22 protein-coding genes and 1 pseudogene are annotated in these 16190 nt (G+C 36.3%); 19 read left to right on the plus strand and 4 right to left on the minus strand.

Annotated elements, in window-relative coordinates:
* The first annotated feature begins 15 nt into the window (after positions 1-15).
* The 18 genes and pseudogenes from GM661_RS00540 (at position 16) to GM661_RS00625 (ending at position 11142) form a co-directional block, all read left to right on the plus strand.
* Positions 16-429: a phage structural protein gene (locus tag GM661_RS00540; RefSeq protein WP_230868279.1), complete on the plus strand. Its 414-nt coding sequence runs from the start codon at positions 16-18 to the stop codon at positions 427-429.
* Between the two features lie 30 nt (positions 430-459).
* Complete coding sequence (locus GM661_RS00545; RefSeq protein ID WP_230868280.1) at positions 460-720, plus strand: hypothetical protein; 261 nt, start codon at positions 460-462, stop codon at positions 718-720.
* Positions 721-805: 85 nt separating this feature from the next.
* Positions 806-943 (plus strand): hypothetical protein, encoded by a 138-nt coding sequence (locus GM661_RS00550; protein WP_230868281.1) that lies wholly within the window; start codon positions 806-808, stop codon positions 941-943.
* The gene (locus GM661_RS00555) at positions 944-2758 is read left to right on the plus strand and encodes a hypothetical protein (protein ID WP_230868282.1); all 1815 of its coding nucleotides are present in this window, start codon (positions 944-946) and stop codon (positions 2756-2758) included.
* A gap of 1 nt (position 2759) precedes the next feature.
* Positions 2760-3308, plus strand: a complete 549-nt coding sequence (locus GM661_RS00560; protein ID WP_230868283.1) for a phage baseplate protein — start codon at positions 2760-2762, stop codon at positions 3306-3308.
* Positions 3305-3640 carry a phage baseplate plug family protein gene (locus tag GM661_RS00565; protein WP_230868284.1) on the plus strand — a complete coding sequence of 112 codons (336 nt, stop codon included), beginning with the start codon at positions 3305-3307 and terminating at the stop codon, positions 3638-3640. Before GM661_RS00560 ends, GM661_RS00565 begins: the two co-directional genes overlap by 4 nt.
* A 1-nt stretch (position 3641) precedes the next feature.
* Positions 3642-4436 carry a phage protein gene (locus GM661_RS00570; RefSeq protein ID WP_230868285.1) on the plus strand — a complete coding sequence of 265 codons (795 nt, stop codon included), beginning with the start codon at positions 3642-3644 and terminating at the stop codon, positions 4434-4436.
* The gene (locus GM661_RS00575) at positions 4426-5058 is read left to right on the plus strand and encodes a Gp138 family membrane-puncturing spike protein (RefSeq protein ID WP_230868286.1); all 633 of its coding nucleotides are present in this window, start codon (positions 4426-4428) and stop codon (positions 5056-5058) included. Before GM661_RS00570 ends, GM661_RS00575 begins: the two co-directional genes overlap by 11 nt.
* An 8-nt stretch (positions 5059-5066) precedes the next feature.
* A complete protein-coding gene (locus GM661_RS00580) occupies positions 5067-5426 on the plus strand; it encodes a GPW/gp25 family protein (RefSeq protein WP_230868287.1) in 360 nt (119 codons plus the stop codon).
* A gap of 72 nt (positions 5427-5498) precedes the next feature.
* Positions 5499-6605 (plus strand): baseplate J/gp47 family protein, encoded by a 1107-nt coding sequence (locus GM661_RS00585; protein WP_230868288.1) that lies wholly within the window; start codon positions 5499-5501, stop codon positions 6603-6605.
* Positions 6602-7276, plus strand: a complete 675-nt coding sequence (locus GM661_RS00590; RefSeq protein WP_230868289.1) for a hypothetical protein — start codon at positions 6602-6604, stop codon at positions 7274-7276. The genes GM661_RS00585 and GM661_RS00590 overlap by 4 nt, the downstream gene beginning before the upstream one ends.
* A 15-nt stretch (positions 7277-7291) precedes the next feature.
* Positions 7292-8086 carry a phage tail protein gene (locus GM661_RS00595; protein ID WP_230868290.1) on the plus strand — a complete coding sequence of 265 codons (795 nt, stop codon included), beginning with the start codon at positions 7292-7294 and terminating at the stop codon, positions 8084-8086.
* Positions 8087-8098: 12 nt separating this feature from the next.
* Positions 8099-8725: a hypothetical protein gene (locus tag GM661_RS00600; RefSeq protein WP_230868291.1), complete on the plus strand. Its 627-nt coding sequence runs from the start codon at positions 8099-8101 to the stop codon at positions 8723-8725.
* Positions 8726-8735: 10 nt separating this feature from the next.
* Positions 8736-8858, plus strand: a pseudogene (nrdD, locus tag GM661_RS00605) (anaerobic ribonucleoside-triphosphate reductase); the annotation flags it as partial.
* Positions 8859-8896: 38 nt separating this feature from the next.
* Entirely contained in the window at positions 8897-9331 is a 435-nt protein-coding gene (locus GM661_RS00610; RefSeq protein WP_230868293.1) for a phage holin family protein, read from the plus strand.
* Positions 9328-9810, plus strand: coding sequence for a peptidoglycan recognition protein family protein (locus GM661_RS00615; protein WP_230868294.1), 483 nt, complete (start codon positions 9328-9330; stop codon positions 9808-9810). Before GM661_RS00610 ends, GM661_RS00615 begins: the two co-directional genes overlap by 4 nt.
* Positions 9807-10424 carry a hypothetical protein gene (locus tag GM661_RS00620; protein WP_230868295.1) on the plus strand — a complete coding sequence of 206 codons (618 nt, stop codon included), beginning with the start codon at positions 9807-9809 and terminating at the stop codon, positions 10422-10424. Before GM661_RS00615 ends, GM661_RS00620 begins: the two co-directional genes overlap by 4 nt.
* 226 nt (positions 10425-10650) lie before the next feature.
* Positions 10651-11142, plus strand: coding sequence for a hypothetical protein (locus GM661_RS00625; RefSeq protein WP_230868296.1), 492 nt, complete (start codon positions 10651-10653; stop codon positions 11140-11142).
* A gap of 62 nt (positions 11143-11204) precedes the next feature.
* Here GM661_RS00625 and GM661_RS00630 read toward each other — a convergent pair whose 3' ends face one another.
* From GM661_RS00630 to GM661_RS00645, 4 genes are all read right to left on the minus strand, one after another.
* Positions 11205-11426 carry a hypothetical protein gene (locus GM661_RS00630; protein ID WP_230868297.1) on the minus strand — a complete coding sequence of 74 codons (222 nt, stop codon included), beginning with the start codon at positions 11424-11426 and terminating at the stop codon, positions 11205-11207.
* A gap of 1 nt (position 11427) precedes the next feature.
* Positions 11428-12399 carry a ParM/StbA family protein gene (locus tag GM661_RS00635; RefSeq protein ID WP_230868298.1) on the minus strand — a complete coding sequence of 324 codons (972 nt, stop codon included), beginning with the start codon at positions 12397-12399 and terminating at the stop codon, positions 11428-11430.
* A gap of 353 nt (positions 12400-12752) precedes the next feature.
* Positions 12753-12989 (minus strand): tyrosine-type recombinase/integrase, encoded by a 237-nt coding sequence (locus GM661_RS00640; RefSeq protein ID WP_230868299.1) that lies wholly within the window; start codon positions 12987-12989, stop codon positions 12753-12755.
* A 495-nt stretch (positions 12990-13484) separates the two neighbouring features.
* Entirely contained in the window at positions 13485-14207 is a 723-nt protein-coding gene (locus GM661_RS00645) for a hypothetical protein (RefSeq protein ID WP_230868300.1), read from the minus strand.
* Between the two features lie 990 nt (positions 14208-15197).
* Between GM661_RS00645 and GM661_RS00650 the strand changes: the two genes are divergently transcribed.
* Entirely contained in the window at positions 15198-16127 is a 930-nt protein-coding gene (locus GM661_RS00650; protein ID WP_230868301.1) for a ketopantoate reductase family protein, read from the plus strand.
* The last annotated feature ends 63 nt before the right edge of the window (positions 16128-16190 follow it).

The raw sequence follows: 16190 nt of genomic DNA on the forward strand, positions 1-16190 counted from the left end.
TTGGAGGTGTAATAAATGGCTGATCAGTATGACTCTACTGAAATATATGTAGTTGTTGATGGTCATGTTGTGACTGGCTTTGCTGAAGATAGCATGATTTCAGCTGAAAGGTCAGAGGATAAGGTAGAAACTCATGTAGGGGCTCAGGGAGAAGTTACATTTGTAAAAAGTGCTAATGATGTAGCTTCTATGACAATTACTCTTAAGCATAATTCCCCTTCTATTCAGAAATTGCAGGAACTCTACAAGGCTGGTAATAAGTTTGCTGTTAATGTAGAGGACCAGAATTTTGATGGTGATGTTTCTGCTGGCGGAAGCGAAGCTATGATAAGTAATCCTGGTTCTTTTGAACGCGGAGGTAGTGTTTCTGACAAGGAATTTACTTTGCTTATTGCTGATTATGAAGAAACATTCTCTGGAGTATCTTAAATAAAACAAATAACTAATGGAGGGATATAAATGCCAGAAAATAAAAATAAGAAAATTGTTGTTGGTTCAGGAGAGAATGAAAAGGAATTTATTTTGCAACATCCAGGAATTAAATGGTGTATGGATCATGACTATAATTGCCGGGATAGGAATGGAAATATTAAATCTTCTGATTTTGTACAGGGTATTTTAGATCATGTTGTAATCAAGCCAAAAGGCTTCAAAATAAACGACTTTGAAAGTATGGAAGAAGTAAATCAATTTCAGGAAGAGGTACAGAAGTTTCTTTAATCCTAGATTATCTGAAACTGATGCAGAAGGCAATATAAAGCCCAATTTTGGAGCATACAGACGTTTAATCAAAGGGCAAAGGAAAATGTACTGGCAGTTAATTTTAATAGGTGGAATCATGAAAATGGAAGCAGACAAATTAGACACAGAGGAATTCTATGAGGCTTATGCAGCATTAGCTGAGTTAAACAAAGAGATGAAACCGAAGAAAGGGGGGCTCTAAATGGATGGGTTAGTAAGAAAAATGGGAATAGGAATAGGGTGGGATTTAGATAATTCTGGTCTTATTAAGGCTAATAATCAAACTGATGGGCTTGTAGATAGTGCAAATGATGGCTCTAATTCATTTAGAGCTTTAGGAGCTGCTGGTAGTAATGCCGGGAACACTATCCAGAGAGCTTTTGATTTTGCATCTAATTCTATAAAAAAAGGAATAGGGTTTTTAACAGAAATGCGGTATAAACTTGCTGGGGTTGCTGCTGGTGGTGGGGCTGCAATTCTAGGATTAGTTAACCAGGCTGGTAAAGCAGAAGAAACTATGAGTAAGTTTCAGGTTGTTTTCGGAGACTATGCTAATGAGACTCTGGATTGGGCTGGAGATTTTAGTAGAAGCCTAGGCCAATCTGAATTAGATACAGCTAGATGGCTTTCTGGATTTCAAGATCTGCTAGTCCCTATGGGTTTTGCTAGAGGTGAAGCAACAGAATTATCAAAAGAATTTACTCAAATGGGTGTAGATTTAGGGGCTTTTACAGATGAGACTATTTCAACTGAAGATGCTATGAGAAAGATGCAGGCTGGTATTACCGGGGAAAGAGAAGGCTTGAAACAACTTGGTATAGTGTTAGATGAGACCGAAATTAAAAATATAGCATATCGAGAAGGCCTGGCAGAGCAAGGAGCAGAGCTTACAAAACAACAGAAAGCCATTGCTACATATATGGGTATTGTTGAACAGTCCCAGGATGCAATTGGACAGGCGCAAGAAACACAGGATCAATGGGCAAGACAAACTGAGGGTTTTAGAGGAATTTTGAAAGACTTATCTGGGGATATGGGTTCAATGTTTATGCCGGTTCTTTCTAGAGGATTGGGATTGGTTAATGATTTCTTGTATTCCTTAAGGGAGAACAGGACACTTAAAGTTGCTGCTGGCTTCCTGGGTATTGTTACTGCTGTTACTGGGCTTGGCGCATCTATTGGTTTTATCGTAAAAGGAGCAGCTGCTATAAAAGGATTAATTGCTGCAGCATCAGGATTATTAGGAATATCTGCTGGAGCACTGTTAGGATGGCTTGCTGTCATACCCCTAATTATTCTAGCTGTAGAGGACCTCTGGGTTGGATTTAAAGGTGGAGAATCAACAATATTTAAGGTAATTGATTGGTTTCTTGACCTTTTAGGAGTTGGCTATGATATGGTTGATTTAGTACCTTATATTACTGCAGGCTGGAGTAGAGGATGGACTAGTATTAAAGATATGGTCGCAGGAGCGTTGGGGATAATATACAATTTAGTAGGCCTTGTAACTGGAGGATTGGTTTCATTATTAACGTTGGATTTTAGTTTTTTCATGAAACACTGGAATGGATTAATTGAAAGTGTGCAGAGGTTTACTGATGGATTCTTTGAACTTTTTGGAACCAGTACAGAAGAGGTAACCAATTTCTTCAACGGAATATTAGATACCATAATTGGCTGGTGGGATAGTATAAAAAATTGGTTTGCAGATAACTTTGACTTTGGGGGCTTAATAAGATCGGGGTTAGAAGCCGCTATTAATATATTGCCAGGGTTCTTACAGGATAAAGCGAGAGGATTTTTAGGCTTTGATAATAATGCAGCAGAGGACGAGATAGAAAAAGAAGCCCAAAAGACTCAAAGACAGATACAGAATAACAACCGAAGTGTAAATAATAATGTTAGCGTAGGAGAAATAAAAGTAGAAGCTGCTGACAACCCAGAAGAAACAGGTAGAGCTGTCAGGAAAGAGCTAGAAACCTTTCTAGGCATGGAAGCAGCAGAGGTAGGTGTATAAAATGCCATGGACATATATTGATGATGTGCTGGTTGATGCAACTACATCAGAGAGCCCCACTTTTTCCAATCGTGTAACTGATAAGCCAGTTGAAGAGGGCGGGAGTATAGCTGACCATGTAGAGAATCAGCCTACAACACTGCCCTTGGAATGCACAATAACCGGTGAAGAAGGGGCAACTGCTGATGAAAAATATGATAGACTACTGGAAATCACTCAGCAGAAAGAAGTTATTGAAGTTGTAGGAGCCTTGCAGGTATATGAGAATATGGTCATTGAAGAGTTCAATCCTGTTAAGGATTCTGCTATAGAAAATGGCTTTCGTTGTAGTATTACATTGAAGCAAATCAGAGTTGTCGAACAGGAAACTATACAGGTAGAGTTAGGAGTAGACCCAGTAACTGGCACTCAGGCCCAGGGAGATAATTCAAAAACAGATATAAGGGATCCAGGAGATGATGATGTGGACGAAGATACATTGTCATCTATTCTATCAGAAATAATTGGGGCAGCATCAGGGGATAATGATTCAGGAGATGATGAAGAATGAAATATCTACCGATTAGCATAGAAGATATAGAACATAGGCCTGATCAGTTTGCTATAACATTAGGTAATGTCCAGCTTATTTTTCGCGTCTCCTGGAATCCCATAGACGAGGCCTTTTTCTTTGATTTGTTTGACAACGAAGGGGCATATATCATAGCTGGACGTAGGATTGTCTATGCTAATGATATGCTTGCCGGCATTACTGATGATAGACTGCCAGAAGGTGTGAGTATATATCCTGCTGACCCATCAGGAGAAGCTGATGAGATAGGTATTACTTTTGATAATTTTATGAATAGTGTTAAACCCTGGATTATAGAGGTAGGTGAGTAATGTGCCTGCCTTTCTTAGACAAGCGGAATTAATAATTGATGATAAAGCTTTGAGATACCCTGATTTGGACATGGAATTTGAAATAGGGTTCAATGACGATTCTGAGGGGAATACTGGTTATTGCAGGATATATAATCTTTCTCAGAACACTATTAATATGTTTGAAAAGGATAAAAACGTGAGATTAAAAGCTGGCTATGATGGCGATATAGGAGTGTTATTGCCTGGTGTAATTGTCAGCTATAGTACTAGGTATACTGATATTGACCGGGAGACTGAATTAATCCTGGGGGACAACACAGATGCCTGGTTAAATGCTGTCGTTAATAAAACATGGTCCTCAGGACAAAGGGCACAAAGTATAGCTTCTGATATTATAAACTTGCTTCCTTTTGGCCTTGGGGGATTTGAAGTGTCAAAAAATGTTAGATATGAAAAAGGTAAGACTTTTTCAACTACTTGTAAGGCAGCACTGGAAGAGTTAGCAGCAGACCTTAATGCTAAGATTCACGTATCAAGAGGGAGTATATATTTTCGTGACCCAGAAAGAGGCACACAACAAATAGTGAATCTGAATAGCAATACTGGCCTTATATCATCCCCTGAGAAAGGTACAAAAGATGGCAAGACTATATATGATGTCAGGAGCCTACTTAATTACCGTATCTGGGCTGATAGCATTGTTAGGATAGAGAGCAAGACTATTAACGGTCTATATCGTGTTATAGATGGCCAGCACGTTCTTTCAGGTGATGATTTTTTGACTGAGATGGAGGTAGAGGAATATGGAGCTTAATAAGATAATAAGAAAGGTTATTGATGATAAATTAGACAAGTTAAATGTTGCTCTACCGGCTAGGATACTTAAGTATGATTCTAGTAAATTAAGGGGTAATATAGAATTGCTTGCTAAAAAAGAATTAAATGGAGAACAAGTTACATATCCTCCCATATTAGAAGTTCCAGTTAGCAGCATAAGAGCTGGAACTTTTGTTATTATACCACCATATCAAAAGGGTGACGTGGTCCAAGTGCTATTCAACCAGAAAGCACTTGACAAACTCCTTATTACCGGGGAGCCGGAGGAAGTCCAGTATAAGAGGTCATTCAGTCTTGATGATGCGGTAATAATCGGAGGTCTCCAGGTAGAACAGGCTGATGACCTTCCGAATGTTGGGGAGAATCTCTATATTGGCAGCCAGGATGGTGAGACGAATATTGAGATTACTCCTGGTGGTGAAATTAATATTAATTGCAGCACGGCCAATATAAATGCAGATGAGGTTAATCTGGCTGGTGGCGGTGCTGGTATTGCACGTCAGGGGGACAGTGTTCAGGTTGAAGTTACAGGTGGTAGTTCAGCAGGGGTCTACACTGGAAGTATAACTTCTGGCAGCAATAAAGTAAGTTCAGGGTAGGTGATAGTGTGAAAGATTTGAGATTAGATGCACAGGGTGACCTGGTAATTGAAGAAAATGACCTGGCGCTAGTCAACGACATAGAAGAATTGAAACAGCGACTCAAAATTGCTCTAAGCATTCACAAAAACGAGTGGTTTCTTGATGTTGATGCTGGTATTAATTATATTGATATCCTGGGGAAGAAAAACAGCGAACCAGAATTAAAGAAAGAAATGTTGAAAATAATTAACTCCTTTGATGAGATAGACGAGGTCACATCTTTGGAATCGGCTTATAACGGGACTGATAGAAAATTAATAATTAATTTCAAGGCAAAAACTGTTGATGGAGAGATTCTGAACATGCAAGTTGGGGAGGTGATCTAAATTTCTGAACAATATGGAGTAACAGATACAGGGTTCAGGAGAAAACCTAGGCAGGCAATAGAGGACGATATGATGACCAAAGCAAGAACATTGTTTGGGAGTAATATTAGCCCGGGTAGGTTTTCAGTGTTGGGTATATTAATAAGACTCATTTCTTTTCCACTTGCTCTAATATGGTCCGCTCTGGAAGGGGTATATAACTCCCATTTCATAGATACAGCTATAGGTCACGCATTATTTTCAATCGGGCAATATATTGGAATATCAAGATTGACCGGAACCCGGGCAGTTGGGGAAGTAACTTTTTCTGGAGACCAGGGGACTATAATTGAACCTGGTTTCCTTGTTGAGACTGATGACCCTGATCCAATTCGTTTTGAGACTAGAAACGAAATTATAGAGCAAATAGGAGAAAGCGGAGAATTAATATTGCCTATTAGAGCAGTTGAAATAGGAGACACTGGAAATGTAGGACCTAATAGAATTACAGTTGTGGTTAATCCCATTTCTGGCCTAGATAGTGTTAATAATGAGGTTGGTACTGCCGGTGGTACTGACTTAGAAACATCAGCAGAGTTTCGCAGAAGGTATAAGAACTCAACAGACAAATCAGGCGGTTCTACCGGTTCATCAATTCGGGCTACTATTCTAGAAAAAACAGAAGCAAGTGCCTGTATAGTAATTGAGAACTTCACAGATACAGTAGACGGTAACGGATTGCCCCCAAAATCGTATAATCCTATTGTTCTTGGTGGTGATGATCAGGAAATAGCTGAGGCAATATTTTCCGTTGGAGCAGCTGGAATTCAGAGTTTCGGAGATATTACACGGACAGTGATTGATGATACAGGATTAGAAAAGCAGAGGTCCTTCTCTAGGGCTACCAGGGTAGATATATATATTACCATGGAGCTGTCAACTACTATTGAATTCCAGCAGAGTTATATCAACGATATAAAAGATTATATCATGGACTACATTAACGGAGAATTATCTATATCAGATGATGTGTCATATTCGAGGGTTATTTCTCTGGCCTATCAAGGTACTGCAGGAATAATTGATGTCACTCTATACTTAGGAACCAGCGAAAATCCTACAGGTCAGGAAACTATTGAAATAGGGTTTGCAGAAGTAGCCAGAATTGAAGAAGTTAACATTGAGGTGGTTGAGGTATGAATAAGTTAGAAGAATATCTTAATAGGCTGCCTGATGTATTTTTGAAGATTACTGATAGCAATCTGGGGAAGTTCTTACAGATTTTCGTTGATGAGATTAGTCAAATAGAAAAGGCGAAGGATAATGTTGAGGAAATTAGCTCTCTTGAAAATGCTTACGGGAAAAGTCTGGACTTACACGGTGCTAATGTAGGCCAGCTTAGAGGTCGGGCTCATGATGAATTATATAAGTTGCTTATACGTTCTAAGATACAAAGCAACCTTTCCGGTGGTGATGTAAATAGCATAATAGATTATATTGTTACACTACTGCAGATAAACCGTGATGATATAGAGATTATAGAGCCAGACTGGTCAGCTATTTCTTATGAGCCGGCTAGTTTTGAGGTCAGGGTTACTGCAGGAGTATTAAGCAATTTGCTGGTCGCAATAGACCAATTCACTAGCGTTTTGAATAGATTGGCTGCTGCAGGGGTAAGGCCTTACCTGTCTGGAAAAGGCACATTTGCGTTGGCAGACGAACCGCAGTTTGATGAACAGGGCAATTATATACCGGTGATTGATGAAGATGACTCAGATGGACTGGGTGGTTTTTCTGACGAAAATCAGGAAATAGGCGGCACGCTTGGCGCTGTCTATCAGCCTCCAGATGAAGCAGAACCATTAGTATAGGAAGGAAGTGATAATATGGGGAAAATAGTTGACAAATTACCCCGGTGGGAAGGTGAGATTTTAGAGCCTCCTGAAAGCAAGAAAGATAATGGCTGGCTAGCAGGTGAAAGGCCGCCATTTAACTGGCTAAACTGGTTATTTAACACAATATATATATCAATTAATACATTGGATGATGATTATGGTACTCATAAGGAAAGCTCTACCGACGTGCACGGTGTAGGAGCTAGTTCTATAGAAAGTACAGAAGGGAGTCAGCAGAAAGTTGATAATCATGCGGGGGAAATTACTGGTGTGCATGGAGTAGGGGCTAGTTCTGTAGCAAGCGAAGAGTATGCTGATAGCGTAGCAGCTACTGCAGAACAAAATGCTAAGAGCTATGCTAATACATTAGTAGTACCCCCAGGCGCAGTACTATGGTTCTCTGGCGATACTCCCCCGGATGGCTATCTGGTGTGTGATGGAACATATCTCAGCAAAACAACTTATTCTGACTTGTTCGCTGTGATTGGAACAACATATGGTGAAAGTGGAGAAAATTTCAGGTTGCCCGACCTTCGTGGTGAGTTCGTCAGAGGCTGGGATCATGGTCGTGGAGTTGATGCTGGGCGTGTGTTGGGGAGTTGGCAGGAGGACAAATTCAAAAGTCATAATCATCAATTTTACGTCTATAACGAAAACGCTGAACCAGCAGCAAGACCAGGGAATACTTCAAGGACTGATGAAAAGCAAAGTGTTGACACAACTTATACAGGCAGTTCCGAAACCCGCCCCCGTAACGTTGCCTTACTACCATGTATCAAATATTAGGAGGTGTATCAAGTGAAAATATATCATTATTCAAGAAAAACAGGAGAATTGCTAGGAGAAAGTCAAGCAAGAGAAAATCCACTTGAACCGGGGAAACATCTCATCCCTGCTCATGCTACAGATGTAGAACCGCCCATACCAGAAGAAAATGAGGCAGCTGTGTTTGATGAAGGCAGTCAGGAATGGACTATAGTAGCTGATTATCGGGGACAAATTTTCTGGGATAGCGATAGAAATACTCACGAAATTGCAGAGCTAGGAGTGGAGCCGGAAGATGGATGGATGACAGAGGAACCACCGCTTACTGATGCAGAATTGGCCGAGCAATTTGAGATTAAGAAAGAAAATATGATATTACAGCTGAAAAATAATGCTAATGCTGTTATTACCAGTAGGTTCCCGGAATGCCATCAAATTAACTTGTTGGACGGTACCAAAGCTGATATTCCTGACGACTGGGATAGTACAATCAGGGTCAGCGACTATGCTATTGTGAAAGAATTCAAGCAAAATATAATCGATGCTAATAATAATATTGAAGGCAACATAACAGCATTAAGTTATCCTGGAGATAGTATCGAGGACTTAGAGGTGATTGATATTAGTCAAGAAGTAATCAAAAGTGAGGCGGGGTATTAATATGGCAAGACAGAAGTGTGAAATATACAGCAGAGTTGTAGGGTTCTTGACCCCAGTTTCACAATGGAATATAGGTAAGAAAGAGGAATTCAAAGACAGAAGGGAATATGATAAGCAATTACAGGCCCGTTAGGGTCTTTTTTCATGCGATAGAAAAAATGAGGTGAGAAAATGAACATTAACATTAGACATATCTTTGAAAAATTAATTGATAACCCATCACTCAAATTAATTATATCAGCGGCCGGAAGTATAATTACATTTCTAACTGGGGGGTTCGGGACAATATTAACATCATTTGTAGCATTGCTATTTCTAGACTTGATTACAGGGGTCGCAAAATCATATATGAAACATCAATTGTCAAGTAAGACAGGAAGGCAAGGTGGCAAGAAAATATTAACCTACATTATAATAATAATATTTGCTAATCTACTTGACCAGGCCGGATTGAAAGGAGTTCGGTCTTTCGCTATATTATGGGCTAGTGTTACGGAGGGTATTAGCATTATTGAGAATACCGATGTGTTGGGATTCCCCTGGCCGCCATTTCTCAAAGAAAAGTTATTGCAGACTAAAGAAAAGAAATTTGGTGGTGCGAGTTGAAAATAGTTGATATGAGAGGAAAGTTACCCGTCCACCCACAAAAAAGATATCAGGAAAGGCCGCTTAACTCAATATATTATATTGCTATACATCATAGCCTAACTGATAATATACCAGGCGGTAGCGATGTTGAGGCGTTTGCTAGGTATCATGTAGAAACAAATGATTGGCCAGGTATCGGGTATCATTATGTTATCGATGCAGATGGAACCGTATACAAGTGTAATTCTGCAACCACAAAAAGTTATCATGTAGGAAAGCATAACAGGTTTTCATTAGGTGTTTGCTTAGTTGGAGATTTTAGTAATTATCCTCCTACAGATATACAATATCAGGCCACAAAAGAGCTGATTCAGCAGCTTATTAATGCATATGGTGTAACAGTTGATAATGTACTAGGGCATAGTGAATTTGAGGGGTATAAGTGGAAGAAATGCCCTTGCATAAATATGGATAAGCTAAGGAGGGATTTAACTTGAAGAAAATATATATTTACATTATTATTGCCTTTATTTTATTGGTAGTAGGATATTTTCTGGGGACAAAGTTGGCCGGGGTTGTTGCTGGAATCCTGGCTATTTTTGGTCTGGGGACTGGGAAAATAAAAAAAGAAAGTCAGGAGATAATGGATCGGGCTGAAGCGGAAAAAGAAAAAACTGCTGAGATTAAAAACAATATAAAAAATAGAGAAGAAAAAGACAAAAAATTATCTAAAAGGCTGAATAAATACTTCCATATGTTATTAATTTTCTTGATACTATTCACCTTTTCTGGGATAGGACTAACAGAGGATAAGCCACCCGATATTGATAATCTCAAAATACCTGACAACTATCAGGATTTGGTAGCAGCTTACAAAGATATGGCTATGATAGCTATTGAGTATCAGCAGTTGTATCGAGCTGCTGAAGCGGATAATAAGCAACTGGTACAGAGTAATGATAATCTACAGCAGTTGGTTGAGGTTCAAAAAGATATAATTGATAAGCTATTGAAGAGCAAAAGTAATGTAGGTGTTATTACTGGGGTTAATGTGGTACCTGGTGATCTAGAGCATAGTGGTTTGATATTAGGGCTGAATTACAACTTCTAAAATTGAATAGGTATTATTTAACCGCACTTGGGGTAGTTTTTGTCCTGGGTGCGGTCTTTTTTTATCTCATAAATAATCATATTTTGAGTAAATTTACCTATTTTTTTGCAGGAAATTAATGTTATATCGTGAAATATAAAAGAAAAAGTTTGTTTAACTTGCTTTGCAATTCTTATTAGTTATAATAATGTATTTATCAACACAAAAATAAGAGGTGTAAGACTTTATGAAATGTTATAAACACTATAATAGGGACGCTTCTTCACAGTGTTTAGATTGTGGAAAAGCCTTGTGTCCTGAATGTACAAATAAGTATAATTATCCATTATGTGATACATGCTTTATTAATGAAATTAATTCTGAAAAATTATCTATTTTAAAAATTTTAGGATTATCGATTTTTATATTTATTGGCACTTTTTATTATAAGTTTATTATTTTAAGAGAATTTGTGGAATTTGATTCTTCTGTAGTTTTATATTTTTTATGGGTTTCATATGGTTTTTCTTCGGTGCCTATTGGTTGGGTCACATTAACTAAATTACAGCCTAATTCTTTTATATGGATGCCAATAATAGGATGGTTATTTTATTTTATTATTAAACTATATTTATCAGTATTAATTGGTATTTTTATTTTTCCATATAAAATATATAAATTTATAAAAAGACTAATTGAAATCAAAAATTTAAAAAAGCGTGTAGTAAGGAAGCTTTAATTTATAAAAAAGGTTATTAAATAACATAAACAGATTATTTTTATCATATTAAAATATTTATCTTAAAACCCATCCATTAAATTATCAATTTTATTTTCAATATTATTATCACTTGGTTCTTGTTTATCAGCTTTTACTATTGGCTCATCATTTTTAACAATACTCCCCTTAATATGCCCCTCCAGAATCTCCCTTACCACCCTGGATCTATCCCCCTTAGGAAGACTCTCATACCATTCCCTTAATTCATCATCTCGGCCTTGGCGAAATCTAACAACTATCATATTACCAGGACCTATTGGCCATCTTAAAATATCCATTGACGTTACTAAACTGGCCAGCCCTAACCAGCATTATATTATCTAATTGGCTTGAAAGGTAATCATATAATGCTATCCCACCGCCACCGGCAACTAATATAGTTTCTATCTCCCATATATTCCAAAGTGTGCTTACTTCTGATATTATATTTTGAGCAGTTAATCGGAAGGCTTTTTCTTTCAAAGAGGCCAGATCTACTTCTTCACCATTAATTATAATTTGTTTATCACGGATAATCTGATCAAGTTGATACAATGGTTTTGTAATTCCATACTCTGCATTTAACTCCCTGGCAATAAGTTTATAAGCCGAGCTGAGGGCTATATTAGATGAAGAACTCATTTTATCAACATACTCCAGGTTATCCGCTACAGCAAAATCAGAGGTACGGAAACCTATATCAATAATGCCCAGAGTAATATTAGCATAGTCTGGGTTGAGTATCTTTCCCTGGTCATCAAGCAGCTGGTCGAATATAGTCCCGAACGGTTGAGGTATAACCTTGCAATTGCTTACTTTAATGTTATGGTGTGAACCATTGAGAGAGAACTGATGATAGCCCCTTAATGTTTCAAGTAACTTCTCTTTAAACCTATCCGAATACTCATTCACGGGCAGGCCAGTAACTATATTAACTCCCCCTAAAGGGTCCAGTAATCCCAGGGCTGTACAAAATAATATTTCATTCTCTATACTATTAACCCTATTCTGGGAGAGAGTAGACATTACAATGTCACTTTGCCGGTTAGCCAGATTGCCAACAAAATAATTATTTCCTTCTAGCTGCAGCATAAGGTTGTCCATTATACTATTATCATTAATTCCAGTGTTGTACCTGATATTTCTGCCTTCACCAACTACAGAGGGGAATATGACTTGTTTCTGTCCGTCAGTTGCTTTCACGAATCCAAAACCTATATCTATGCCAATATTCATATATAATCATCTCCTTAAGATTTGTTATACAATGTATAACATTGTTATACAAGGGGGTCAAAAAATGTCGCCATGAAGTAGACATTTTTAATATATGCTAATAAACTTTTATACATACATATGTTTGTGCCACTCTAATAATGCCTTATATATCAATGATAAAGTGAGTATAGGAATGTTAATATTTCCTGCCTTATCGGACTTGAAATCCGGTGAAGCCGAAAGGTGTCTGGGTTCGAGTCCCAGTCCCTCCGCCATTAATATGACAAGGATTATAGAGTTTTGATAAACCCGCCGGGAAGGCGGGATTTTTTATATCCCCGGCTTTTCCCCGTTATTTTTTTCAAATTATTTTACAGCCCTTTTTTGAAGAATTGGAAAACATGTGAATAAATATCTAGAGTAACTTTAATTGATGAATGACCTAAGCGCTTCTGGACTATTTTAGAATGTACTCCAGCCTGGAGGAGAAAAGTAGCATGTGTATTTCTTAGTGATTTTAAATTGAATTGTGATAAACCAGCCTTTTTAAAGATATTAGTATAGCGATTATATGCTGTCCTGGGTTTTACTTTGCGGCCATCAGGCATACAAAATACCAGGTATAGCTATCTCCCATGTCTGATTTTGATTAGCTGCTATGTCTAGAAGATTTCCCCCGGTTGTGTGTTATTTCCCAAGGGCCATTAACTTTAAATGGTCTTGTATTTTTCATGTTATTTCCTTCGAATTGGGTAACTGATCTATTTTTGTCATTAGATTTTGTAGATTAAATCCTAATTTCATTGCTAATAGGTCGTAAGCTTCCAATCTTTTTTCTGGGTTCTGAATAGATATAATATTTTTTATTTCTTTTAATATATTGTCTTTTGTAAGATTTTTTGCTACATGGTTAATGTTGAAAGAGGCTAAGCCCATAGATTATTCTTTCTTTTCTTTGCGTCAAAAAAGGTCCATATGGCCAAAATGTGTGTTATACTGTCATTAATAGAAGTATATGTGAATCCTCCTTCAAAATAAATTGCCCCCTGATGGCAACCAGGAGGTAGAATAATAGAGTAGCTATTACAGCTGCTCTTTTTTGATTATTTTTTTAAATTGATATTAATCTTTAAGCTAAATATAAAACTTGGGTCATTCTGTTTTTCTTCTTTTAATTCTCTGTATAATAATTTAGGATCTAGTGCTTTACCTCGTCCTTGTTTTCTAATTTCTTCACCTGTATTAAAATTTTTATAGTAGTATTGGTATTTGTAATTGGGGTATTTAACAGATAATTTTTCTATTATATTGGAATCTTTGTAATAATAATCATATTTGTTCTTTTTAATTTCAATATTTTCTACAATATGATGTCTCTTATTAATATATTTGTATTCATATTTATTTCCCTTTACCTCAATTTTTTCTTCTCCATGCTTTGTTTTGTTTCTTTTTTCATACTTTTTAGCAGATATTGGGGGGAAAAGTCTTTTGCGGCTGGGGTGATGTAATTTTATTATCCCATCCTCAAACATTATAGGAGGCATACCAAAATAAAGAGAAAGGTATCGTATATTATTCTTGTATTTTTCAATATATTGAAGATCATTTCTTGTCATTGGCCTATCAGAATTAGAGTAAAGATAAAAAACAAGTCCCAGATCTTCATTGGATAGATCTAGTTTAACAAAATAATCAGCTTCTTTCTGTTCAATATTAAATATCTTTAGCAAAAAATTAATTGAATCTTCAGCTTTAGCGTTATGTACCATAAAAATTGTTGCAGTTAATATAATTATTAAAAAAAATACTTTAAATTTATTCATCTGCTGCTCCTTTTATTTTAGTATTTTGTGCTACATTTGTATATCTATTATATGATTTTTTATCATTCTCTGCAAATAGTAACTCAAAATTAATACGATTCTGTTATTATACATGATACAAAAAAACCAACCTAACGGCTGTCAAAAAAGGAGGACAAAAATTGAAAAAAAGTATTTAATTTATGTTATCTCTTAGTGGGTTGTCTATAGTATATAGTATTAAGATTAAGTTAAATTGGTTTTAAAATTAGGTTAAATTTTTAAAACACTGAATTAGTATAATCTGGTGTTTTTATTATAAAGAAAGGGGAATATGAAATTAGCCAACCAAATGGCTGGCTAATTGCTAATTAAAGGAGGATTAATCTAAATGAAAAATTCTATGTAATTCCTTAATGGGATACTTATATTATATAGTACTAAGATTAAAATAAAGTTAGAGTGAGATTAGAATTAGATTAAAATCAATGAGGAATCAAAGTCATGGGAAAAAGTTCCTTTTATAGCATCTAAAACATATTTAACTGCACTTGGAGCGTTAAGTTGCTCTGGGTGGGGGGGGTTCAAATTGCTTTTGTGAATTCTTGTCGATTTGCAGGAGTGTTTATTCATGATAGATGAAGATTATGAGAGATGTATTTTTGGCTTAATAGATACATATCGCTTAAAATATATTTTTGTTGCAGCTAAAATAATTAAGACAGCCATACGTGATTAATTAATACAATTATCCATATAAGGTGGTGTATGAAAAATGTTTACCCTAAGAAGTACAATTGAATATTTGCTGACGGTTCTGTAGAAGTTTTGAAGAGTCTGCTTAATATGTGAAAATTTATAAATCATAACAAGATCTATGGCAAGGTGGTGGTGAAAATGTTACAATATAGGAGATGTTACCTGAATTATTCATAAGTTAAAGTCGAATTGAAGGTAAAATTAATTTGACGTGGGATTTAGGATTAAGTATATTATATGAGGAGGTATATGATGAAAATAAAGAAAGTATCACTAATAGGACTTGGAGCCATCGGAGCGGCCTATGGCAGTAAACTAAATGAAGTAGAGTCAATATCACTTAAAGTAATAGCAAGTAAAGATAGAATAGAAAGATATAGTAAACAGGGTTTTGATGTCAATGGTAAAAAATACAATTTTGATTTCATATCACCAGAGGAAGATATTGAGCCAGCTGATCTCATACTGGTTTCAGTAAAATATCATCATTTAAAGCACACCATAGAAGATATGAGAAAACATGTGGGGCCTAATACCATAATCTTATCTCTATTAAATGGTATTTCAAGCGAAGAAATACTAGGTAATGAATACGGTATGAGAAAAATGCTCTATGCCATGTGTGTTGCAATAGATGCAGTTAGGGAAGGTACAAATATTAAATTTTCTAATATTGGGAAAATAGTTTTTGGTGAAAAGGATAATACATATTCAGAAAATGTACTAGCTGTTGAGGAGTTGTTTGATAAGGCTGAAATTCCATATGAAATACCAGAGAATATAATGCGTTCATTATGGTGGAAATTTATGGTCAATGTTGGTATTAATCAGGTTTCAGCAGTATTGAGAGCCCCCTATGGGGTTTTTCAAAAATCAAATAAAGCTTTGGGTTTGATTAAAAACTCTATGGAAGAAGTGATAGAAATATCTAAGAAAATAGGAATTAATCTTGAAATTAAAGATATAGATGAATTTATTAATATAATGATGGAACTATCACCTAATGGGAAAACATCCATGTGTCAAGACATAGAGGGAGGTAGGAAAACAGAAGTGGATATGTTTGCTGGGACTATTTATAAGCTTGGATTAGAGCATGGAGTAAATACTCCAGTAAATAAGATGCTTTATGATATGATTAAAGTCTTAGAGCAAATGGATGAGATAAAAAAATATACTTAGAGTGCAAAAGATTTATTATTATGGAACCTTATATAAAAATAAAGAAGCCAACCGAAGGAAACA

Origin of the sequence: Iocasia fonsfrigidae, from assembly GCF_017751145.1 — a bacterium.
Taxonomy (GTDB): domain Bacteria; phylum Bacillota; class Halanaerobiia; order Halanaerobiales; family DTU029; genus Iocasia; species Iocasia fonsfrigidae.